This window comes from Nonomuraea sp. B12E4, assembly GCF_039871825.1.
Classification (GTDB): domain Bacteria; phylum Actinomycetota; class Actinomycetes; order Streptosporangiales; family Streptosporangiaceae; genus Nonomuraea.
Window position 1 is genome coordinate 203705 of the sequence record NZ_JBDPME010000008.1, and the last position, 21966, is coordinate 225670.

16 protein-coding genes are annotated in these 21966 nt (G+C 72.5%); 11 read left to right on the forward strand and 5 right to left on the reverse strand.

Annotated features, from left to right (window positions below; genetic code table 11):
- The first annotated feature begins 59 nt into the window (after positions 1–59).
- From ABGB18_RS20400 to ABGB18_RS20430, 7 genes are all read left to right on the forward strand, one after another.
- A complete protein-coding gene (locus ABGB18_RS20400) occupies positions 60–1166 on the forward strand; it encodes a histidine kinase (RefSeq protein ID WP_347697125.1) in 1107 nt (368 codons plus the stop codon).
- Complete coding sequence (locus tag ABGB18_RS20405; RefSeq protein ID WP_347697126.1) at positions 1163–1810, forward strand: response regulator transcription factor; 648 nt, start codon at positions 1163–1165, stop codon at positions 1808–1810. The genes ABGB18_RS20400 and ABGB18_RS20405 overlap by 4 nt, the downstream gene beginning before the upstream one ends.
- Before the next feature lie 108 nt (positions 1811–1918).
- Positions 1919–2683 (forward strand): class I SAM-dependent methyltransferase, encoded by a 765-nt coding sequence (locus tag ABGB18_RS20410; RefSeq protein ID WP_347697127.1) that lies wholly within the window; start codon positions 1919–1921, stop codon positions 2681–2683.
- On the forward strand, positions 2667–3038 hold the full coding sequence (locus ABGB18_RS20415) for a VOC family protein (RefSeq protein ID WP_347697128.1): 372 nt from the start codon (positions 2667–2669) through the stop codon (positions 3036–3038). The genes ABGB18_RS20410 and ABGB18_RS20415 overlap by 17 nt, the downstream gene beginning before the upstream one ends.
- Positions 3039–3180: 142 nt before the next feature.
- Positions 3181–3513 (forward strand): hypothetical protein, encoded by a 333-nt coding sequence (locus ABGB18_RS20420; RefSeq protein WP_347697129.1) that lies wholly within the window; start codon positions 3181–3183, stop codon positions 3511–3513.
- A gap of 317 nt (positions 3514–3830) precedes the next feature.
- Positions 3831–4721 carry a sulfite exporter TauE/SafE family protein gene (locus ABGB18_RS20425; protein ID WP_347697130.1) on the forward strand — a complete coding sequence of 297 codons (891 nt, stop codon included), beginning with the start codon at positions 3831–3833 and terminating at the stop codon, positions 4719–4721.
- A 55-nt stretch (positions 4722–4776) separates the two neighbouring features.
- Positions 4777–6153 (forward strand): tetratricopeptide repeat protein, encoded by a 1377-nt coding sequence (locus ABGB18_RS20430; RefSeq protein WP_347697131.1) that lies wholly within the window; start codon positions 4777–4779, stop codon positions 6151–6153.
- Between the two features lie 42 nt (positions 6154–6195).
- On the opposite strand, the gene ald is transcribed toward ABGB18_RS20430, so the two are convergent.
- Complete coding sequence (ald, locus tag ABGB18_RS20435) at positions 6196–7305, reverse strand: alanine dehydrogenase (RefSeq protein WP_347697132.1); 1110 nt, start codon at positions 7303–7305, stop codon at positions 6196–6198.
- 68 nt (positions 7306–7373) lie between these two features.
- A complete protein-coding gene (locus tag ABGB18_RS20440; protein ID WP_347697133.1) occupies positions 7374–8756 on the reverse strand; it encodes an aspartate aminotransferase family protein in 1383 nt (460 codons plus the stop codon).
- Between the two features lie 272 nt (positions 8757–9028).
- Here ABGB18_RS20440 and ABGB18_RS20445 point away from each other — a divergent pair, with 272 nt between their 5' ends.
- A complete protein-coding gene (locus tag ABGB18_RS20445) occupies positions 9029–10384 on the forward strand; it encodes a dipeptidase (RefSeq protein WP_347697134.1) in 1356 nt (451 codons plus the stop codon).
- A gap of 87 nt (positions 10385–10471) precedes the next feature.
- Here ABGB18_RS20445 and ABGB18_RS20450 read toward each other — a convergent pair whose 3' ends face one another.
- Positions 10472–11002 (reverse strand): cysteine dioxygenase family protein, encoded by a 531-nt coding sequence (locus ABGB18_RS20450; protein WP_347697135.1) that lies wholly within the window; start codon positions 11000–11002, stop codon positions 10472–10474.
- Between the two features lie 111 nt (positions 11003–11113).
- Here ABGB18_RS20450 and ABGB18_RS20455 point away from each other — a divergent pair, with 111 nt between their 5' ends.
- The 3 genes from ABGB18_RS20455 to ABGB18_RS20465 all read left to right on the forward strand — a co-directional run bounded on the left by ABGB18_RS20455 (position 11114) and on the right by ABGB18_RS20465 (position 19211).
- Positions 11114–11974, forward strand: coding sequence for a LysR family transcriptional regulator (locus ABGB18_RS20455; RefSeq protein ID WP_347697136.1), 861 nt, complete (start codon positions 11114–11116; stop codon positions 11972–11974).
- Positions 11975–11995: 21 nt separating this feature from the next.
- Positions 11996–12622, forward strand: a complete 627-nt coding sequence (locus ABGB18_RS20460; RefSeq protein ID WP_347697137.1) for a LysE family translocator — start codon at positions 11996–11998, stop codon at positions 12620–12622.
- An 88-nt stretch (positions 12623–12710) separates the two neighbouring features.
- Entirely contained in the window at positions 12711–19211 is a 6501-nt protein-coding gene (locus ABGB18_RS20465; RefSeq protein ID WP_347697138.1) for a hypothetical protein, read from the forward strand.
- Here the strand turns inward: ABGB18_RS20465 and ABGB18_RS20470 are convergent.
- Together ABGB18_RS20470 and ABGB18_RS20475 are read right to left on the reverse strand one after the other, a co-directional pair.
- Entirely contained in the window at positions 19198–20808 is a 1611-nt protein-coding gene (locus tag ABGB18_RS20470; protein ID WP_347697139.1) for an acyl-CoA synthetase, read from the reverse strand. The two genes, ABGB18_RS20465 and ABGB18_RS20470, sit on opposite strands and share 14 nt — an antisense overlap.
- The gene (locus ABGB18_RS20475; RefSeq protein ID WP_347697140.1) at positions 20808–21953 is read right to left on the reverse strand and encodes a thiolase domain-containing protein; all 1146 of its coding nucleotides are present in this window, start codon (positions 21951–21953) and stop codon (positions 20808–20810) included. The genes ABGB18_RS20470 and ABGB18_RS20475 overlap by 1 nt, the downstream gene beginning before the upstream one ends.
- Positions 21954–21966 lie beyond the last annotated feature (13 nt).

Here is a 21966-nt window from a genome sequence, read left to right on the forward strand (position 1 = left end):
GGGCCCACTGAAACGCAAGGGTGATGCGCTGGTCAACGTGCTGACCTAGCGTAGGACCCGTGCGTGGCAAGCTCGGATTCGATCCCTATCTCGCCCTCATCGTGGCGGCCGCCCAGTTCGTCATCGGCAAGGGCGCGTCCTACGGGCAGCAGACCTTCAGGGAGCCGCTCGACCCCTACGCCTACGGGTTGTTGCTGGTCGGACCGCTGGCGATCGTCCTGCACCGGCGTTTCCCGCTGCCGACCACCATCGCCACGCTCGCCGCCTGCGACCTCTTCCTGATCGGCGGATACGCCTTCGGTCCCAGCTTCGTCAGCCTGGCGACCCTGCTCATCCTGCTGATCCTGCGTGGAAGGAGGCTGATCGGCTGGATCATGGCCGGGGCCTCGGTGGCCTCCTTCGTCGCCTACGGCTGGACGGTCGGCCGACGCGACCTCTTCCACAACGTGTGGATCTTCACCGCCGTGACGCTGCTGATGGTGGTGGCCGAGCTGGTCAGGACCGTCAGGGAACGCCGGGCCGAGCGCGAGCGCATCGCCGAGGAGGAGGCCCGGCGGCAGGCCAGCGAGGAGCGCCTGACCATGGCCCAGGAGCTGCATGACGTGCTGGCGCACAACATCTCGCTCATCCATGTCCAGGCCTCTACCGCGCTGCACCTCATCGACACCAACCCCGAGCAGGCCAGGTCCGCGCTGGCCACCATCAAGACGGCCTCCAAGGAGGTGCTCGGCGAGATGCGCTCGGTCCTCGACGTCCTGCGCGAGGGCGCCCCGCGCTCCCCGACCGCCGGGCTCGACCGCCTGGACGAGCTGATCGAGCGCTCGGGCATGCGGGTGTCGATCGAACGGGTCGGTCCCCGGCCGCTGCCCCCACAGGTCGATCGGGCCGCGTACCGGATCGTGCAGGAGTCACTGACCAACGCCGCCCGCCACGCGCCCGGCTCCGAGGTGAACGTGCGCCTGGAATACGGCCAGGAGGAGCTCGCCATCCAGGTCAACGACACGGGCGCGACCGCGGTCCCGGTGCTGGCCGAGGCGGGCAGCGGCAACGGCATCCCCGGCATGCGCGAGCGGGCCTCCGCGCTGGGCGGCACCCTCGTCGCCGGCCCCTCGGGCCCCGGTTTCCAGGTCGAGGCCCGGCTGCCACTACCCGAGGAGAGTCAATGATCAAAGTGCTGCTGGCCGACGACCAGGCGCTGGTCCGGGCGGGTTTCAAGGCGCTGCTCGACGCCCAGCCGGACATGACCGTGGTGGCCGAGGCGTCCGACGGCGCCGAGGCGGTGCGGCTGGCGGCCGAGCACCGGCCGGACGTGGTGCTGATGGACATCCGCATGCCCGGCACCGACGGCCTGACCGCCACCCGCCAGATGCCGCCGGGGCCGCGCATCATCATCCTGACCACGTTCGAGCTGGACGAGTACGTCTTCGAGGCGCTGCGCGGCGGGGCCAGCGGCTTCCTGGTCAAGGACACCGAGCCGGCCGAGCTGATCCAGGCGGTGCGGGTGGTGGCGGCGGGCGAGGCGCTGCTGTCGCCCAGCGTGACCCGCCGGCTCATCGCCGAGTACGCCTCCCGCGCCAAGGAACCGGTCGCCGCCGACGGCCTCGACCAGCTCACCGAGCGCGAGCGCGAGGTCCTCGCCCTGGTCGGCACCGGCATGACCAACGACGAGATCGCGGCCAAGCTGTTCATGTCGCCGGCCACCGCCAAGACGCACGTCAGCCGGGCCATGATGAAGCTGCACGCCAGGGACCGGGCCCAGCTCGTCGTGATCGCGTACGAGTCGGGGCTGGTCAAACCCGGTTGGCTTTGACATCGTCGCCCGCCTGCGGTCCGGTTGAACGAGATTTTTGGGCGGCCGGGATCCTCGGCGGGCGAAAACTGGTTGATCCGCGAGGCGGGCCGCTGCCATGGTCGGAGGATGGGGCGCACTTATGACGATCTCGTTCAGGAGGCGGCAAGCGCCTCCGTAGACGGCTGGGACTTCTCCTGGCTCGACGGCCGGGCCAGCGAGGAGCGGCCTTCCTGGGGCTACTCCCGGCTGCTCGGCGAGCGGATGGCCACCGCGCGGGCCGCGCTCGACATCCAGACCGGCGGCGGAGAGATCCTGGCAGGTCTCCCGAAGCTGCCGCCGGTGACCGTGGCGACCGAGTCGTGGCCGCCCAATCTCAAGCTGGCCGACGCCCGGCTGCGGCCGCTCGGGGCCCGGGTGGTGGCCGATGACGAGGAGCCGCGGCTGCCGTTCCGGGGCGGCAGCTTCGACCTGGTGACCAGCCGCCATCCCGTGCGGACGTGGTGGCAGGAGATCGCCCGCGTGCTGCGGCCCGGCGGGTCCTACCTCTCTCAGCAGGTGGGGCCGAGGAGCGTCTTCGAGGTGTGCGAATTCTTCCTGGGGCCGCAGGACGGCTCGGCCCGCGACCCCGGCGCGGCCGGGGCGGAGGCGGAGGCGGCCGGGCTGGAGGTCGTGGACCTGCGCTCCGAGCGGTTGCGGATGGAGTTTCGCGACGTCGGGGCGGTGATCTACTTCCTGCGGAAGGTGATCTGGATCGTGCCGGGGTTCTCGGTCGAGCGCTTCGGTGCCCGGCTGCGCGAGATGCACGAGCTGATCGAGGATGAGGGGCCGTTCGTCGCCCATTCCGCCAGGTTCCTGATCGAGGCGAGGCGGCCCGATGGCCAGACTGCGTGACGTGGTGGTGGACTGCCGGCATCCGGCCGCGCTGGCCCGGTTCTGGGCCGCGGCGCTCGACGGCTACGCGGTGGCGCCCTACGACGAGGCCGAGCTCGAACGGCTGCGCGGCGAGGGCGTCGAGGACCCGGAGGACGATCCGACGGTGCTGGTGGAGGGCGGGCCGCCGCGCCTGTGGTTCCAGCGCGTGCCGGAGCGCAAGGTCGTGAAGAACCGCCTCCACCTCGACCTGCGCGCCGACGACCTGGACTCCGAGCTCGACCGGCTGATCGGGCTGGGCGCCCGGCTGCTGGCCACGTACGACGACTGGGCGGTGCTGGCCGACCCCGAGGGCAACGAATTCTGCCTGGCCTGAATGCCGCTCCTGGAAACTCCTCCCCTAAGTCCCCGTAAATCACCGTAAATTAGGCCCGTAAATCTCCTGCGCCCCTACATCCCAGGGCGTATTCGTGCCCGCCCGAAACACTCCTTCGGGCGGACCGCCGATCGAGCCCCGGGTGCGATTCGGCGGGCGGCCCCGTGCACGGATCCTTGAGGCGACACCCAAGGAGGAGAAATGCACACGATCGCACAATGGGCCCCCGCACTGGGGCGGCGGCTTCTGGCCGATCATCCCGGCGTTCTGGGCCCTGACCTGGATCGCCCTCGCCGCGCTCGCCGTCACCGCCTGGCGCAGGGGCTGGTGGGGCCCCCGCCACCCTCGGACCGCCGGACCCGCCTCGCCCACCGCGTCCGCCGAGCAGATCCTCGCCGAGCGGTACGCCCGCGGCAAGATGAGCGACGACGAGTATTTCGAAAAGGTATCCGTACTCAAGAACGGCACCTCATAAACGTCACCGAGGGTGAATCAACTGTTACTGGCCGAACCCATAACCCCGCGTTATGTTTCGTATACGCATATAGAGAGTGGGGACAGGAATGCGGTCCATCGCTAGATTCTGCGGCCAGTGCAGCTGCGGTTGCCCGGAGCTGTTCGTCGATCACACCGCACCTGAGGAGCGCCGGGTGGTCATCACCGATGACTTCGGGCAGCGCGTGGAGATGAGCCTCGACCAGTTCAGCTCCATCGTGGCGGCCGCCAAGAGCGGATCCCTGGACGAGCTGGCGCTCGTCCACTGAACGCGCGGGATCCCTCCAGGAGCGGCCCGTGAGCGCCGCCACCACCCTGCTCGCGGGCGGTCTCGCCGCTGGGCTCCTGGCGGGGACCGCCTCGTGCGCCGCGGCCCAGGGCGGGCTGCTGATGGGACTGGTCGACCACGACCGCCACGGGCGCGACCCCGTGCTGGTGGGCTGGTTCCTGGCTGGACGGCTGGCCTCCCACACGACCGCCGGGGCTCTGCTCGGGCTGCTCGGCTCGGCCGTCAAGCTGCCGCCACAGGCGCGGGCGGTGCTGCTCGTCGCGGCCGGCGTCACGGTCGTCGTCTTCGCGGTCCGGCTCATGAGGCGCGGGCACGCCGGATGCGCACCGGCCGCGGGCCGTCCGCCCGCCGCGTACAAGGCGCCCCTGCTGGGCGCGGCCACCATCCTCGTGCCCTGCGGGGTGACGCTCGGCGTCGAGATGGTCGCCGTCTCCAGCGGCTCCCCGCTGGCGGGAGCGGCGGCCATGGCGGGCTTCGTGGCCGGCTCCGCGCCGGCGTTCGCGCTGCTCGGGTACGTGCTGCGGCGCGTCTCCCGCACCCGGCTGGCCAGTGCGGCCGGCGTCGTGGCGATCGCGGCGGGGCTCTGGACCGCCGGTGCCGGGGTGAGCCTGGGCGGCTGGCTGCCGAGTGCCGCGCCCGCCGCGCCCGAGGTGGGAGCGCGGTCGGTCACCGTGTGGGCGACCCGCGACGGCTACCGGCCGGCCATCGTGACGGCCCGCGCGGGGGTGCCGGTCGAGGTGGTCTTCAAACTGGCGGACCGGGGCTGCACCGGCACGGTGGCGATCGGCGGGCGTGACGTGGCGCTGCCGGCCACCGTACGCCTGCCGCCGCAACGACCCGGCTCACTCCGGTACGTCTGCGGCATGGGCATGTACGCGGGGTTCATCAAGTTCTCGTAGGGCCTTGTCGGCGATTACCGTTCGCAATCGAGCGATCACGTGCCACGCTGTCGCCATGGCCTGGCAAGGAGAGGTGGCGGTGCCCGCGCCGCGCGTGGGGGACGAACCCGAGCTGCTGGCCGCCGCGCAGGCGGGAGACGCGCGGGCCGCGCACCGGCTCGGCAAGCTCTACGCCCAGCATGGCGACCGGGTGGCCGCACGGCGGTGGTGGGAGCGGGCCGCCGCGGGCGGCAACGTCGACAGCGCCTACAACCTGGGTATCTGGCACGAGAAGCACGGCAGCCTGGAGCAGGCCGTCACCTGGTACGAGATCGCCGCCGCCACCGGCGACGCCGAGGCGGCGACCAACCTGGCGACGCTCCTGCTGGAGCAGCGGGGCGACGCGGAGCGGGCCAGGAGCTGGTTCGAGAGCGCGGCCAGGGCCGGGTCCGGCATGGCGGCCCGCCGGCTGGCGCTGATGTGCGAGGACGCGGGCGAGCTGCCGGCGGCCCGCGAGTGGCACCGCCAGGCGGCCGACGACGGCGACCTGGCCTCGGCGCACGACCTCGGCTTCCTGGCCTACTCGGCGGGCGAGGGCACGGAGACCGTGCGCTGGTGGGAGTTCGCGGCCCGCGGCGGGCACGCCGACTCCGCCTACTGCATGGGCCTCTACCTGCACGCCAGCCGCGACCCCGAGGGCGCGGAGGCCTACTACCGGCTGGCCGCCAAGAGCGAGCACCCCGGCGCCGCCTCCAGGCTCGGCGGTATCGCGCTGTCCAGGGGCGACCTGCGCACGGCCCGCGCCTGGTTCGAGCGGGCGGCCGCCGCGGGGCGGCTGGAGGATCAGCGCATGGCCGGGTTCGTGTGCATGGAGCTGGGTGACAACACGGCGGCCGGCCACTGGTTCGGCCGGGCGGCGGCCGGTGGCGACGCCGAATCGGCCTACGACTACGGCCTGCTGCTCATCGCCGAGTTCGGCGACCTGGCCGCCGGTCAGCACTGGTTCCGGCAGGCGGCGCGGGCCGGGCACCACGGGGCCGCCGTGGAGCTGGGTGGGCTGCTGTCGGTGGCGGGCGAGCACGGCGAGGCGCGGGAGTGGCTGGCCGACCCGCCGCCGCCCGGCTGGGACCGGCCCGCCGAGCCGGAGCTGGTGGCCCGGGCCGAGCTGGCCGTGGCCGCCACCGGGCGCAGGGGCGGCACGCCGCTGTCCGTGGCCGACCTGACGGAGGTGCTGGGCACGTGGGATCTGGTGACCAGGCCGCTGCACGACCACTCGGACGTGATCGGTTGGCTGGTGGAGCGCAGCGGGGTGCACGCGAGCGCGATCGAGCATCTGGCGTCGGTGCGCGGCACGCTGCTACGGCCGGGCAGCGCGCCGTGGCCGGGCGACGGGGAGATCCAGCACGTCCTGGCCACGGCCCGCGACCTGCGGCGCCGGCTGGGGCTCCAGTGACCCCCGTGATGGGCACGGCTGTCCGGCCGTGCCCGGGACGGGTCAGACCAGCTCGGCCACCGGCGTGCAGGGCAGCCCGAGCGCATCGGCGACCGGCTGGTTGGTCAGCCGGCCGTCAAACGTGTTGAGCCCGCCGGCGAGCGCCGGGTCGGACCTCAGCGCCTCGCGCCAGCCCAGGTTGGCCAGCTTGACCGCGTACGGGAGGGTCGCGTTGGTCAGGGCGTTGGTGGAGGTGTTGGCCACCGAGCCGGGCATGTTGGCCACGCAGTAGAAGACCGAGCCGTGCACGGTGTACGTCGGGTCGGCGTGCGTGGTCGGGCGCGAGTCCTCGAAGCAGCCGCCCTGGTCGATGGCGATGTCGACGAGCACGGAGCCCGGCTTCATGCGCGAGACCTGGTCGTTGGAGACCAGCGTCGGGGCCTTGGCGCCGGGGATCAGCACCGCGCCGATCACCAGGTCGGCCTGGAGGACCTCCTGCTCGATCGCGTACGACGTCGAGACCAGCGTCTTGAGCCGGCCCTGGTAGATCGCGTCGATGAAGCGCAGGCGGTCGACGTTGGTGTCGAGCACGGTCACGTCCGCGCCCATGCCGACCGCGATCTGGGCGGCGTTCAGGCCGGAGACGCCGCCGCCGATCACGACCACCTTGGCCGGCGCCACGCCGGGCACGCCACCCGGCAGGACACCACGACCGCCGTTGAACCGCATCAGGTTGTACGCGCCCACCTGCGGCGCCAGCCGCCCGGCGACCTCCGACATCGGGGCGAGCAGCGGCAGCGACTTGCCCACCTGCACGGTCTCGTAGGCGATGCCGGTGGTCTTCGCGCCGAGCAGCGCGTCGGTGCACGCGCGGGAGGCGGCCAGGTGCAGGTACGTGAAGAGCACCAGGCCCTCGCGCAGCCGATGGTATTCCTCGGCGATCGGCTCCTTCACCTTGAGCACCATGTCCGCCTGGCCCCAGACGGAGTCGGCACTGTCGAGGATCTTCGCGCCGGCCGCGAGGTATTCCTCGTCCGTGATGTGCGAGCCCAGGCCCGCGCCTCGCTGGACGATGACGTCGTGGCCGTTGCGCACCAACTCGTGCACCCCCGCCGGGGTGGCGGCGACACGATATTCGTGATTTTTCACCTCGGCTGGAACGCCGATTTTCATGGTGGTGGTCCTTTCAGCGAACCGGCACTTCGTCGTACCGGAGTGAGGGTCTTACGGTGGGTCCGTCATCAGAGACGAGCCCAGGCCTCGGTGAGCACGTTTCGAAGGATGGAGCCGATCTCCTCGAACTCCTGGGGGCCCGCCACCAGCGGAGGCGAGAGCTGGATGACGGGATCCCCCCGGTCGTCGGCGCGGCAGTAGAGGCCCGCGTCGAACAGCGCCTTCGACAGGAATCCGCGCAGCAACCGCTCGGACTCCTCTGCGTTGAAAGTCTCCTTGGTGGTCTTGTCCTTGACCAACTCGATACCCCAGAAATAGCCGGAGCCGCGCACGTCGCCGACGATCGGCAGCTCACGCAGGGTGTCGAGAGTCTGTTTGAACAGCGGCTCGTTCTTGGTCACGTGGCCGAGCAGGTCCTCGCGCTCGAAGATGTCGAGGTTGGCCAGGGCCACGGCTGCGGAGACGGGATGCCCGCCGAAAGTATAGCCGTGCGCGAACATGGTATCGCCACCCTTGAACGGCTCGAACAGCCGCTCATGCGCGATCATGGCGCCGATGGGCGAGTAGCCGCTGGTCATGCCCTTGGCGCAGGTGATGATGTCCGGCACGTAGTCGAACTTCTGGCCCCCGAACATGGTGCCGAGCCGCCCGAAGGCGCAGATGACCTCGTCGGAGACGAGCAGCACGTCGTATTCGTCGCAGATCTCGCGCAGGCGCTGGAAGTAGCCGGGCGGGGGCGGGAAACAGCCGCCGGCGTTCTGTACGGGCTCGGCGAAGACGGCGGCCACGGTGTCGGGGCCCTCCATCTCGATGGCGCGGGCCACCCGGTCGGCCGCCCACAGGCCGTACTCCTCGGGGGTCATGCCCTTGATGCCGCTGATCTCGTCGGCGCGGTAGTGGTTGGTGTTGGGCACGCGGACCGAGCCGGGTACGAGCGGCTCGAACATCTGCTTGAACGCGGGGATGCCGGTGATCGACAGCGCGCCCTGCGGGGTGCCGTGGTAGGCGATCTGGCGGCTGATGACCTTGTGCTTGAGGGGCTTGCCGATGAGCTTGTAGTACTGCTTGGCCAGCTTCCAGGCGGTCTCGACCGCCTCGCCGCCGCCGGTGGTGAAGAAGACGCGGTTCAGCTCGCCGGGGGTGTGGGCGGCCAGGCGCTGGGCCAGCTCGGCCGCCTTGGGGTGGGCGTAGGACCAGAGGGGGAAGAAGGCCAGCTCCTGGGCCTGCTTGGCGGCGGCCTCGGCCAGCTCCTGCCGCCCGTGGCCGACCTGGACGACGAAAAGCCCGGCCAGGCCGTCCAGATAGCGCTTGCCGTGGATGTCGTAGACGTAGGACCCCTCACCGCGCACGATGGTCGGGATCTCGGACTGCTGATAGGCGCTGTGCCTGGTGAAGTGCAACCACAGGTGGTCCTGAGCGGCCTTCAGGACGTCGTTTTCCGGCTGCGTCATGGTTATCGTCCCTTGTGTCTGAACTCCCCACAGTCTGCATGTTCACCTGCGAGTTTGCCAAGCGAATCGGTAGCGACACTATGCAAGATAATCGAGATCCGCAGAACCGCTATGTAACTGCGACGAAATCCGTACGTAGGCCGGCAAGCAGGTCAGCCGGTATCGGCACCGCTCGAAGCGGTGTGGTGCAATGAGAGCCAAAATGTCGAGAACGGGGCTCCACGGCGCAGACCTGTGGAGAACCGCTGAGTACAACCCCCGGGGGACCACCCGTGACTCCTGACCAGATCGAGAGCGCTGTCGCCGCAGCGATGCCGCAGGCCGTCGAAGAGCTCAAGCGCCTGGCCGCCATCCCTTCCGTGGCCTTTCCCGGACACCCGGAAGAGCCGGTCCTCGCCGCCGCGGCGATGACCGAGGAGCTGCTGCGCTCCGTCGGCCTGCCGCGCGTCCAGCAGGTCGCCGTGGAGGGCAGCTTCCCGGCGGTCTACGGCGAGGCTCCCGCCCCGCCCGGCGCGCCCACGGTCCTGCTCTACTCGCACTACGACGTGCAGCCGCCCGGCGACATGTCCGCCTGGCGCACGCCGCCGTTCGAGCCGACCCTGATCGACGGCCGCCTGTACGGGCGGGGCTGCGCTGACGACAAGTCGGGCATCATCTCCCACGTCACCGCCCTGCGCGCCTTCCAGGGGCGTTTCCCCGTGGGCGTCAAGGTCATCATCGAGGGCCAGGAGGAATACGCGGGCGAGCGCCTGGAGGCGTTCGTCGAGCGCAACCCCGACCTGCTGCGGGCGGACGCCATCGTGGTCGCCGACACCGGCAACCCGCGCGTCGGCGACCCGGCGGTCACCACGTCGCTGCGCGGCATGGCCGCCTTCACCGTCGAGGTCCGCACGCTGCGCGAGGCCCTGCACAGCGGCTCGTTCGGCGGGGCCGCCCCCGACGCGCTGGCGGCGCTGATGCGCATGCTGACCTCGCTGCACGACGACAACGGCGACGTGCGCGTGCCGGGGCTGCCGCGGGGCAACTTCCTCGGGCACGGGCCGGCGGAGGAGGATTTCCGGAAGACGGCGGGCGTCCTCGACGAGGTGTCGCTGGTGGGCTCGGGGTCGCTGGCGGACCGGCTGTGGTCCTCTTACGCGATCACGGTGACCGGCCTGGACGTCCCGACGGTGTCGGGGGCCGTGAACGCGGTCCAGCCGGTGGCCCGGGCCCGGGTGACGGTGCGGGTGCCGCCCGCCGGGGACCCGAAGACGACGGTCGACGCGGTGGTGGAGTTCCTGCGGCAGGTGGCGCCGTGGGGGGTGCGGGTCTCGTTCGGGGACTTCACGGTGGGGGCGGGCTTCCAGGCCGACTCGGGCGGCAAGGCCCGTGCGGCGCTCAACAAGGCGATGGAGCGGGCCTTCGGCCGGCCGCCGCGCGACGTGGGCGCCGGCGGGTCGATCCCGTTGGTGAGCACGCTGCTGAAGCAGTTCCCCGCGGCGGAGATCCTGCTGTTCGGGGCGGAGGACGAGGACGCGGCCATCCACGCCCCGAACGAGCGCGTGGACCTGGAGGAGCTGCGCCGGGTGGCCACCACGGAGGCCCTGTTCCTGCAGGAGATCAGCCTGCCCTCGGCGCTGGGCGCCTGACGCCTCGCGGCTCCCGGATCGAGCAGCTCGGCGGGCGGTGGATCGAGGTGGCGGCCCCGGTCGGCCACCTCGATCGCGCTCATCGGGCTATTTGACGGGAAGCTCGTAGACGCGGCGCACGCTGCTGCCCAGCCTGCTCACGTCCGCCCCGTAGACGTGCAGCGACACCCCGACCTCCGCGCTGGTGTTGCGCACCATGTGGATGTCCCCGGGCGGCGCGAAGCCGCTGACCTCGCCCGGCCGGTTGCTGGCATGCCCGATCCGCACAAGGTGGTCGCCCATGTCCCGGTAAAGGATCTCGTCCTCGATCCCGCTGAGGATGCCGAACGTGCACCAGGCGACGTGGTCGTGGATCACCGTCTCCTGGCCAGGGCGCCAGACGACGGCCACGATCGAGAAGTCGTCCTGCGCGTGCAGCACGTGGGAGACGTACCCGTCGGGCGAGCCGTCGCGCTCTCGGGGGGTGAGGATGTCCAGCCCGGGCAGCCGGCCGCGGAGCAGGTCGGCGACGGCGTACGCGGTCTCGCGGGGGGCCGGCCGCCGGCTGACGATCCCGGAGATGCCCGCCACGAGCCGGTCGAGGCCGGGCCTGGCGGTGGTGGCGGTGGCCGTATTCATGGTATTCCCCTAGGGAAAGCCGATATTCTGTCTTCCCCTTCTACTCTGCTACGACCAGCACCGATAGGTCCAACAGAAGTTTTATGGGCCATCGATAGATATGATTGATGAATGCTGGATGTCACCCGTCTCCGCGTCCTCGTCGCGGTGGCCCGCCGGGGCTCGCTGACCGCGGCCGCCCAGGAGCTGCACTACTCCCAGCCCTCGATCAGCCACCACCTGGCCAGGCTGGAGGCGGAGACCGGGGCCCGGCTCGTCCAGCGAGTGGGGCGCGGCATCAGGCTCACCGACGCGGGCCGGCTGCTGGCCGAGCGGGCCGCGGAGATCATCGGCCGGCTCGACGCCACGGCCGAGGAGCTCGCCGCGCACGTGGGGCTGCGTTCCGGCCGCGTCCGGCTGGCCGCGTTCCCCTCGGCCCTGGGCACGTTCATCCCCAGGGCCGCCCGGGCGCTGTCCGGGGCCCACCCCGGGCTGCGCCTGCAGCTCACCGAAACCGAGCCGCCGGAGGCGCTCCGGCTGCTGCGGGCTGGACGGGTGGACGTCGCGGTGATCTTCCGGTACGACGACACCGCCCCCGAGGACGCCGGCCTGCACCTGGTCCACCTCCTCGACGACCCCAGCTACCTGGTGTCGAGCGCCCCGGCGGGCGCGCTGGCCGACCACGCCGAGTCGCCCTGGATCGCGGGCTGCGACCGGTGCCGCAGCCACCTGCTGGACATCTGCGACAAGGCGGGGTTCGAGCCGCGGATCTCGTTCACCAGCGACGACATCGTGGCCGTGCAGGCGCTGGTGGCGGCCGACCTGGGCCTGACCCTGCTGCCGGGGCTCGCGCTCAGCGCCCACCGCAACCCGGACGTGGAGGTGGCGGAGGTGCCGGGCTCGACCAGGCACGTGTACGCCGCCGTCCACGGCGAGCCGCCCCACCCGCCGGCCACGGAGGCGCTGCTGAAGACCCTTCAGGAAAGCCTTTGACACCACCTCTACGATGGCCGCATGCCAGACACATCAACCATTGCCGTATTTTGCGCGGCCACTCTCGGGTTGCTGGTGGTGCCCGGACCGGCCGTTCTCTACATCGTCACCAGGAGCGTCACACAGGGCCGGGCGGCGGGCTTCCTCTCGGTGCTGGGCGTGCATACGGGCTCGCTCGCGCACATCGGGGCGGCGGCACTGGGCATCAGCGCGCTGCTGGCGGCCTCGGCCACCGCGTTCACCGTGGTGAAGTACGTCGGCGTGGCCTATCTGCTCTGGCTCGGCGTCCGCAAGCTGATGCGGCGGGGTGAGGGCGAGGAGGCCGTTGAGCTGACCGTGCAGTCGAAGCGGCGGCTGTTCTGGGAGGGGTTCGTGGTCAACACGCTCAACCCGAAGACGGCGATCTTCTTCCTGGCGTTCCTGCCGCAGTTCTGCGACCCGGCGGCGGGGCCCGTCGCGCCGCAGATCCTGCTGCTCGGCGCGTTCTGGCTGGTGCTCGGGATATTCAGCGACGGCGCGTACGCGATGCTCTCCTCGGCCCTGGCCGGCCGGGTGCGCGGGTCGGCCAGGGCCCGGCGCCGCCTCGACGTGGGCAGCGGCGTGGTGTACCTGGGGCTGGCGGCCTGGCTCACAACCGCGAAGGCCTGACAAGCCGGGAAATTTCCGGTCCCAAGTGCGATAGTGAGATCTGATTCGGAGGGACGGCAGGCCAGGAAGTACCTCATAGGCGGACCCCATGGACACGCCATCGCATCGCCTCGGGCTCGAACGGGTCGTCGAGGTCTACTCGGGTCACGACGACCTCGTCGGGGTGACCGGCTCTGGCTATGTGATCGGCGGCGATCTGGTGCTGTCCTCCGGCCAGGTGGTGGATCCCGGCGCGCCCTGCCAGGTACGCCTGCCCTCCTCGTCCCGCTGGGCGACGGCCGAGCAGGTGTGGCGGGGGCGCGGCGAGGCCGGCGCGGTGCTGCTGCGGGTGGCCGACGCCCCGTGGGGCGGCCTGCCGGGGATCGAACACGTCCGCTGGGCCAGGGTGACCGGTCCCGGCTATCGGCTGCGCTGCGTGGCCAGGGGGTTCCCGATGGCGGGGCGGCGGGGCGGGCCCAGGGCCGCGCAGACGTTCACCGGGCTGGTCGAGGCCCCCTCCGGCGCGGTGTCGAAGACGCTGGCTGTCGATGTGCTGAGCCCCGGACCGGCGCCCGAGGTGCCCGTCGCGGTCTGGCAGGGCATGTCGGGCGCCGTCCTGCTCGCCGAGCCCGCCGGGCAGCTCATCGGCGTCGTCACGACCGGCCCCGCCGGGTACGCCGAGCGGCGGCTGGACGCCGTGCCCGTGACCGCGCTGCTGAGCGACGAGCGCTTCCGCGCGCTGGCCGGCGTGGCTCCCGGCCGGCTGGAGGCGGTCGCCGAGGCCGACCCCGTGGTGATGCTGCCGGGCCTGCTGTCCCCCGCGCGCACCGGGCTCCCGCCGGACTGCCCGGACTGGACGCTGCTGATGGCGCGGCACGCGGTGGTGCCGTTCCTGGGCCGGCACGAGGAACTGGCCGCCCTGCGCGCCTGGACCGCCGAACCGGCCGCGCTGTCGATCGCCGTACTGACCGGCCGTAGCGGCACGGGCAAGACCCGGCTGGCCGGCGAGCTGTGCACGGAGCTCGCACAGGCGGGCTGGGACACCGGCACCCTCCCCCTGACCTCCCTCCCCGGGCGGTTGGACGCCCCGGATCCGCCGGCGGCGCGGGTCACGCGGCTGGACGCCAGGCGCCCGACGCTGCTGGTCGTCGATCACCCGGAGCCGTCCGCGCCGCTGGTGGGCGAGCTGATCCGCCGGCTGGCCAAGCACGACCGCAACCCCCGGATCCGGCTCCTCCTGGTGGCCCGCGAACCTGGGGATCCGGAGTGGTGGCGACGCCTCGACACGGCCTCCGGGGGCTGGCTGCGCCGCCTCAACAGCACGACCGTCCACCTCAACGCCCGTCCGCTGACACTGAAGGAGCGGAACGGGCACGCGTTCGCCGCCATGAAGGCCTTCGCCCCCAGCCGGGCCGTCCTGCCACCTCCGCCCCGCCTCGACGACCCGGAGTACGGCCTGCCGGTCCGCGTCCACCTGGCCGCTCTGCTCCACCTGCGCGACGGCGGCGACCCTGGAACAGGGGGTGACGAAACCCCACCGAGCGCCGCGAACCTCCTGGCCGCCCCGACCCACGCGGACCTTCCGAGCCCTTCGCCCTTTTCGCGCCCCTCGATCGGTGACGCCTCCGGGGGGAGACATTCGAGCGAGGACGAGGCGGGCACGGAGCCGATCCCGCGCGTCGGTGGTGGTGCCGACGTGGGTGACGGGCTGCTCGGCCGGTTCCTCACCCATGAGCGCGAGCGATGGGCGCGGGTCTGGCCCGACGGGCACGAACGGGTGGACGACGTCACGGCGCTGCAGGCCGTGGCCGTCCTCACGCTCACCGCGCCCACGCCCGCCGAGCTTCCCGGCCTGCTGGCGACCGTACCGGGGATCCGCGACCTCGGGACGGCCGCGGGCGGGCTGCATGACCGTACCCTGCGCCTGACCGCCTGGCTGGGACGGATCTTCCCCGGCGGCGAACGGCTTTCCCCGCTCGGCCCCGACCTCATCGCCGAGCAACTGCTGGACGAGACAGACGATCTGGGCGCGCTCGTGCTCGCGGTACATGACCATGAGGGGCGCACGGTCGGGCACCTCATCCGCCTGCTCGACGTCCTGCGCCTGTCGGCCGGCCGGCAGCGGATACGCGCGGCGCTCCGGTCGCTGCTGTCGGCCCGGATCGGAAGCCTGGTCGCGGAGAGCGCGACGGCGCCCGCCACCAGGCTCGGCGATCTCCTGAACGCCGCCCTCGGCCTGTTCCACGCCGACCACGAACTCGCCCGGGCCGTGACCGAGCAGTTGGCACGATATACCCCGCGGTCGATCGGCCCGGCGACCCCGAAGCCGGGGTTACCGGACACCCCACGGTCGATCGACCCGACGGCCCCGGAGCCAGGGTTACCGGCACCCGGCAGGGCACCACGCGAACCGCGGGCGGAGGTGCCCGATCCGGCGGCGGGTCAGTTGGGGTTGCGGGCGCTTGGTGTGACGCTGGGCGAGCTGGTCGTACGGCATCGCCGGGTCGTGGGGACGCGGATGGGGCTGGCCAGGGCCCTTTCGGTGCTCGCGGGGCGGCTGGCCGCCGTGGGCCGGGTGGGCGAGGCCGTCGCGGCGGCCCAGGAGTCCGTCGAGATCCTCGCCGCCGCTCCCCCGTACGAGGAGGCGGTCGGCCGGGCCGAGGCGCTGTTCCAACTGGCCGTGTGCCTGCTGCCGGCGGGCGAGCCCGCCGCCGCGCTCAAGCCCGCTCAGGAGGCGGCGGCCCGCTACCGCATCCTGGCCGAGGAGGATCCGGGGCACGGCGGGGAGGTCGCGCGGGCGCACCACAACCTGGCGTGCGCGCTGCTGGAGGCCGGGCGGCTGGGCGAGGCGGTGACGGCGTTCGGGACGGCGGGCGGCGATCCCGAGCTCGCGGCGAACCTGACCGGTCTCCTGTCCATCCTGCCCCCCGCGCCCACGGCTCCGCCCGACGCGGACCATCACCCCACACCAGGCGGTCCGGAGGTGCCCCTGGCGGCTCCCGAGGTGGCCGCGTGGTCGGTGCCCGAGCCGCTGCCGCTGTATGCGGAGGTGGACGCGGACGTGCTGGCCGAGTTGGGGGCGTGCCTGGCCGTCGCCGTCACCGCCGCCGTCAGGAACGCCGCCCCGACGAGCAGGGACGTGGCCCTGCGCCTGCACCTCCTGGCCGCCTGGCTGCACGGGCGGGAGCGGGCGGCCGACGCCCTCCTACCCGCCGTCGAGGCCGTGGGACGGCTGCGCGGGCTGGCGGATGCGGAGCCGGAGTTGCGGCATCTGCTCGCCACCGCCGCCGGCCTGCGGTCCAGGGTCCACGCCCGGCTGGACGACCTGGACGCCGCCGTACGCTCCGCCGGGGAGGCCGCGCGGAACCTGCGCGCGCTGGTCACACTCGAACCCGACGCCCACCGGCTCCGCCTGGCCGGGCGGTTGCTGGACCTGGGCGAGCTGCTGCTGATCGACGACCGGGCGGAGGACGCGCTCCATCCGCTGCAGGAGGCCATGGGCGTGGCGGCGGAGCGGCATCTCCCGACCCAGGCCAGGGCCAGGTGGCTACTCGGCCTGTGCCTGGACGAGCTCGGCCGGCCCGTGGACGGCCTGGCGCAACTGGAGATCGCGGCCGAGCTGTACGACGCACCCGGCACGGAAGGGGATGAAGATCACCGACGCCGCCGTTCCGAGGTCCGGGCCAGACTGAGCCGCCTGCGGACGGCCCCGGGCGTCGAGGACCGGTCCCACGCGTTCGAGGTGACGAGCAGAGCGGACGGACCGTCCTCCTCCGCGCCTGGCACGGTCCCCTCCACCCCTGGGACGGCGCGCGAGCCGTCTCTTACGCCTGGGACGGCGCGTGGGGCGGGCGGGCGGCCCTGGATGTTGGCGCTGGTCAGTGAGCAGCCGGCGGAAGAGGGGGTGAGGCGGGCCGAGCGGTTGCTGGCCGAGCGGCGCGGGGTCGTCGGGAGTGCGGGCACGCCAGGGGTCGAGGAGGTCCATGCGCACTTTTCCGCCCAGGCCACGCTGGCACGGGCGTGGGCGGACGCCGGCCGGGCGGGCGACGGGTTCGTGCTGGCCATGCAGGCCACCGAATCGCTGCGGCGGAACTCCGTACCCGATCAGCCGCACGCCATCGCCGTGGGCATGGTCGCGGCGGCGCTCGGGCGGACGCTCGTGGCACTCGGCCGGCACAAGGAGGCCATACCGCACCTGCTCACCGCCATCGAGTCCTACGAGCCGCAGACCGGCACCAGTGCGGCTTTCCGGAGGGAGCTGGCCGAGCTGATGGTGCTGGAGACGGTCGCGCTGTCCCATGCCGCCGACCCGTCCGAGGCCGAGTCGGCCGCCGACCGGCTGGTCGAGCTGTGCGCCGGGCTCGTGGCCGACAGGCTGCAGCCTCCGGTGGCCCTGGCGGGAGCGCTGCGGCTGCTGGCCGGGATCCGCTTCGGCAGGCGGAACGTGGAGGGCGCGCTGGAATCCGTGACCCGGGCACTGGATCTGCTTCCGGTGGAACCCACCGACCACCTGCTCCTCTCAGCCCCAGGCTCCGGGGAGCCCACCGACCGCCTGCTCCCCTCAGCCCCGGGCTCCGCGGAGGCCGCGGACCTCCTGCACACCCCTGGGTCCCGGGAGGTCCGGCTGGTCACCGCCACATGCCTGGAGCTCGCTGGGCTCTGCCTGGCCGAGTCGCACGACGAGGAGGCGGCGCGGGCCAAGCTGGCGGGGGGCACGGCGTTGTTGGAGGAGTATGGGCCCGTTCCGCCCGATCTCGGCACCGTGCACCTGCTGGCGCTGATCCGGCTGGCGCGGCTGCGGGAAGGCGCCGCCTCGGGGGTGGCGCTGCATGTCCGGATGCTGGGGATCCGGCCGCTGCCAGACGCCGACGTGCTCCATGTCCTCATCGAGGAGTTGTCGGGCGGCCTGGGAGACATGTCGGGCGCGGATCTGGCCGGGCTGGTGCCGTCGCTCACCTCGTTCACCGACGCGCTGGAACGGGAGGCGCCGGCCAGCGGCGAGCCGGGGCTGCACGACGGGTACGCCCGGTGCCTGGCCCGGTTCAGCGACGCGGCGGCACGGGCGGGTGATGCGACGAGTGCCGTGCGGGGCGCCGAGCTGGCCGTTCGCGTCTACCGGGGGCTCGTCGCCGTCTCCGCCGGATACCGCGAGCGGCTCGGGACGGCGCTCGCCGCGCTGGCCCGGCTGGAGGACGCCCCACCACTCCCCGTGCTGGAGCAGGCCATCGACCTGCTGGACGCGGTGGCCCAGGCACGGGGACCGTCAGACGCGGTGCATCCGGACGGGGCACCGGCAGGCGGGGCGCCGGTGGATGGGATGCGGCCGAGTGGGGCACCCGTGGGTGGGGTGCTGGTGGAGATGCTGCAGATTTACGCCGGCAGGCTGCACGAGCACGGTCGTTCCGTGGAGGCGCTGGCGCACTGCGAGCGGGCCGCCGACCTCTGCGATGAGCTGGACGACCCCGCCGTGGCGGCGCTCACCTACGCTCAACTGGGCGAGGTCCTGGCCGGGCTCGATCGGCCGCAGGCCGCGCTGGAGGCGATCACCTGGTCGCTGGCCGAGCTGGAACACGCCGAGCGGGCGGGCCCGGAGTTGCCGCGCCTGCGGGCGCGGGCGATCCAGGTGCGCGGGCGGGTGCTGCGGGCGTCCGGCAGGGAGCAGGAGGCGCTGGCGCACCTCGTGGAGGCCGTGGCGCTGTTCGCCCGGCTGCCGGACCCGCGGGCGGCGGCCGAGACCGCGGCGGTGGTGGCCGACGACCTGATGGCCGGGGGCCGGCCCGAGGAGGCCGCCGAGTACGCCAGGCTCGCCACGACCGGCCACCCCGCGGACACCGTCAAGCACGCGCTGGCCACGCAGCGGCTGGTCAGGTGCCACATGATGCTCGGCGCGCCGGCCGAGGCCCACGCCCTCGTGGAGGAGCTGATCCCGCGGGCCAGGCGGCGGCCGGACGATCTCACGTACCGGGCGATCCTGGCCGACTCGCTGGCGCAGAGCTCCGAGCTGCTGCCGGCGCTGCGGCCGGACGGCGCGGCGGAGGCGGAGGCACGTGCCCGGGAGGCCATCGCGATCTACGACGAGCTCCTGACCACCGGCATGGACGCGCGGGCCCTGCACACCAGCCGGGCGGGCGCCTGCCTGACGCTGGCCTCCGCGCTGCGGGTGCGGGACCAGGCCGCGGACGCGATCCAGCCGTTGCGGGAGGCGGTCGCGGCGCTGGAGCGGTTCCCGTCGGGCAACCGGCTGCAGGCGGGGCTGCTGTCCAGGGCGATGCTCATGCTGGGCGACGCGCTCATGGAGGCGGGCCGGGCACTGGAGGCCGGGCTCGTCTTCCACCGCGGCACCCAGGTGACGCGGGACGAGGTGTCCAGGGCCGTGGCGCACGCCCGGCTCGGCTTCTGCCAGCAGGAGCTGGGCCGGGACGACGCCGCGGACGCCGCCCTGCGCGTGTCGGCCGACCTGCTGCGCGAGCTGGCACCGCGAGAGACGGAGCTGGCCGGGCTGCTGCTGGACGTGCTGCGCGGGCGACTGCGCCTGCTGGAGAAGGCGGGCGGGGACGGCGCGGCGAAGGCGGCCATCGAGCAGGAGCTACGCCACCTCACGCGCCGCTAGCGGGATCGTCTCGCGAGTCGGCGGCCTCCACCGTCTCCCTGGCCCACCGGTAGTCCGCCTTTCCGGCGGGCGAGCGCACCATCTCGTGCACGAACGCGTACGAACGCGGCACCTTGTACCCCGACAGCAGCTTCCGGCAGTGCCCGTCCAGCTCGGCGGACGTTACCTCCAGCCCCTGGCGCGGCTCGACCACGGCGGCCACCCTGCTCCCCCACCGCTCGTCCGGCACCCCGGTCACCACCGCGTCGAACACCGCCGGATGCCCCTTGAGCACCGCCTCCACCTCCTCGGGGAACACCTTCTCCCCGCCGGTGTTGATGCACTGCGACCCGCGGCCGAACACGTTCACGGTCCCGTCGGGATCGACCGTCGCCAGGTCGCCGGTGAGCAGCCACCGCGTGCCCGCCTCGTCCGTGACGAAGGTGCGGGCGGTCTTCGCCGGGTCGTTGTAGTAGCCGAACGCCACCCGCCCCGACCTCGCGACCGTGCCGAGCCGTCCGGAGCCGGGCTCGACCGGACGGTTGGACTCGTCCAGCACGGCCAGCTTGACGACGGAGTTCGGCTGGTAGCGCAGCCCTTTCTCGGGGGACGACCCGGCCACGCCGGAGGCCGTGTAGCCGGACTCGGTGGAGCCGAAGTTGTCGAGGATCATCACGTTGGGCAGCAGCTCCTGCAGGCGGTCGCGGACCGCGCCGGACAGGATCGCCCCGGTCGAGCTCACCACGAACAGCGAGGAGACGTCGTAGCCGCCGCGCGCCAGCTCCTCGGCCAGCGGCCTGGCCATGGCATCGCCGGTGATGTTCATGGTGAACACGCGCTCCCGCCCGACCGTCCGCCACACTTCGGCGGGGTCGAACTTGCGCACGTACACCATGGCCGAGCCCATCCACCACGTGATGAACGTGGCCATCTGCGCGGCCCCGTGCATCAGGGGCGGGACGGCCATCATGACCATCGGACTGGCCTTGGACGCCTCGTCGATCACCTCCTGCGGGGTGGCGCGCGGCTCGCCGTACGGGTTGCCGCCGCCGAAGCCCATGAACAGGTCCTCGACGTGCCACATCGCGCCCTTGGGCAGGCCGGTGGTGCCGCCGGTGTAGATGATGTACACGTCCTGACCCGTTCGCGGTGGGAAGTCCCGTTCCGGCCTGCCGCGCTCCAGAGCCGCCGCGTACGGCACCGCCGCGTCGACCGCCGACGGCCCGCCCACGCAGATCAGGTGTTCGAGCAGCGGCGACTCGCTCGCCGCCGCGGCCACCCTGGCGTCGAACTCCACGTCGTAGACCAGCGCCCTGATATCGGAGTCCCGGTACAGGTAGAGCAGTTCGGCCGCGACGTACCGGTAGTTGACGTTGATCGGCACAGCCCTGATCTTCAGAGCGGCCAGCAACCCCACGACGTACTCGATGCCGTTGTAGAGGTGCAGGCCCACGTGCTGGCCCGGCCGGACGCCGAGGTCCATGAGGTAGTGGGCGAGCCGGTTCGACTCGGCCTCCAGCTCGGCGTAGGTGCGCCGCTCGGAGCCGCAGACGACGGCCGTCCTGTCCCCGATCGTGTCCGCGAGCCCTTCGAACAGGTCAGCGTGGTTGAACTCCATCAGAGTCTCTCCCGTCCGACGATCCACATCGCGAAGAACTGGGCTCCCCCGCCATAGGCGTGGCCGAGCGCCGTGCGGGCGCCGTCCACCTGGTGCTCGCCCGCCATCCCACGCACCTGCTGCGCGGCCTCGGCGAACCTGATCAACCCCGAGGCTCCGATCGGGTTGCTGGACAGCACCCCGCCGGAGGCGTTCCACGGAATGTCACCGTCGAGCGCCGTGGCGCCGGACTCGGTGAGCTTCCACCCCTCTCCTTCCGCCGCGAACCCCAGGTTCTCCAGCCACATCGGCTCGTACCAGGAGAACGGCACGTACACCTCGGCCACGTCGATCTGCCGTCTCGGGTCGGCGATGCCGGCCTGCCGGTAGACGTCGGCGGCGCAGTCCTTGCCGGCCTGCGGGCTGACCGTGTCGCGGCCGGCGCGGTTGATCGGCTCGGAGCGCATGGCCGTGCCGTGCACCCAGGCGGGCGTGCCGGTGACCGCGGATTCGGAGGCCAGCACCATCGCGCAGGCGCCGTCGCTGGACGGGCACGCCTCCAGGTAGCGGATCGGCTCCCACAGCATGGGCGTGGACTCGACCATCCGCCGGTCGATGCCGGGGATCTTGAGGTGGGCGTAGGGGTTCTTCAGCGCGTTCAGCCGGTCCTTGACCGCCACGAGCGTGCCGATGTGGTCGGGGGCGCCGGATCTGCGCATGTATTCGCGGATGTGCGGCGCGAAGTAGCCGCCCGCGCCCACCACGAGCGACGCGCTGAAGGGCAGGTGGGTGGACAGGGCCCAGGTGGCGTTGGACTCCGACTGCTTCTCGAAGGCCACCACCAGCACCCGGTCGTGCACCCCGCCCTGCACCAGCGACGCGCCGACCAGTGCCGTGGAGCCGCCGACGCTGCCGGCCGTGTGCACCCGGGTCATCGGCTTGCCCGCCGCGCCGAGCGCGTCCGCCAGGTACGACTCCGGCATCATCACGCCCTCGAACAGGTCGGGCGCCTTGCCGACCACCACGGCGTCGATGTCCTTGAACGTCAGCCCGGCGTCCGCCAGCGCCCGCAGCGCCGCCTCGCGCACCAGCCCGGCGATGGACACGTCCCGGCGGCTGGTCCGGTAGTGCGTCTGCCCCACGCCGATGACCGCACACCTGTTCATGGGTCGCTCACCG

What these genes read in the sequence shown, in the direction of transcription:
- ABGB18_RS20405 (WP_347697126.1), top strand. Translation starts at nt 1,163, where the DNA reads ATGATCAAAGTGCTGCTGGCCGACGACCAGGCGCTGGTCCGGGCGGGT.
- ABGB18_RS20410 (WP_347697127.1), top strand. Translation starts at nt 1,919, where the DNA reads ATGGGGCGCACTTATGACGATCTCGTTCAGGAGGCGGCAAGCGCCTCC.
- ABGB18_RS20415 (WP_347697128.1), top strand. Translation starts at nt 2,667, where the DNA reads ATGGCCAGACTGCGTGACGTGGTGGTGGACTGCCGGCATCCGGCCGCG.
- ABGB18_RS20430 (WP_347697131.1), top strand. Translation starts at nt 4,777, where the DNA reads ATGGCCTGGCAAGGAGAGGTGGCGGTGCCCGCGCCGCGCGTGGGGGAC.
- ald (WP_347697132.1), bottom strand. Translation starts at nt 7,305, where the DNA reads ATGAAAATCGGCGTTCCAGCCGAGGTGAAAAATCACGAATATCGTGTC.
- ABGB18_RS20440 (WP_347697133.1), bottom strand. Translation starts at nt 8,756, where the DNA reads ATGACGCAGCCGGAAAACGACGTCCTGAAGGCCGCTCAGGACCACCTG.
- ABGB18_RS20450 (WP_347697135.1), bottom strand. Translation starts at nt 11,002, where the DNA reads ATGAATACGGCCACCGCCACCACCGCCAGGCCCGGCCTCGACCGGCTC.
- ABGB18_RS20455 (WP_347697136.1), top strand. Translation starts at nt 11,114, where the DNA reads ATGCTGGATGTCACCCGTCTCCGCGTCCTCGTCGCGGTGGCCCGCCGG.
- ABGB18_RS20460 (WP_347697137.1), top strand. Translation starts at nt 11,996, where the DNA reads ATGCCAGACACATCAACCATTGCCGTATTTTGCGCGGCCACTCTCGGG.
- ABGB18_RS20465 (WP_347697138.1), top strand. Translation starts at nt 12,711, where the DNA reads ATGGACACGCCATCGCATCGCCTCGGGCTCGAACGGGTCGTCGAGGTC.
- ABGB18_RS20470 (WP_347697139.1), bottom strand. Translation starts at nt 20,808, where the DNA reads ATGGAGTTCAACCACGCTGACCTGTTCGAAGGGCTCGCGGACACGATC.
- ABGB18_RS20475 (WP_347697140.1), bottom strand. Translation starts at nt 21,953, where the DNA reads ATGAACAGGTGTGCGGTCATCGGCGTGGGGCAGACGCACTACCGGACC.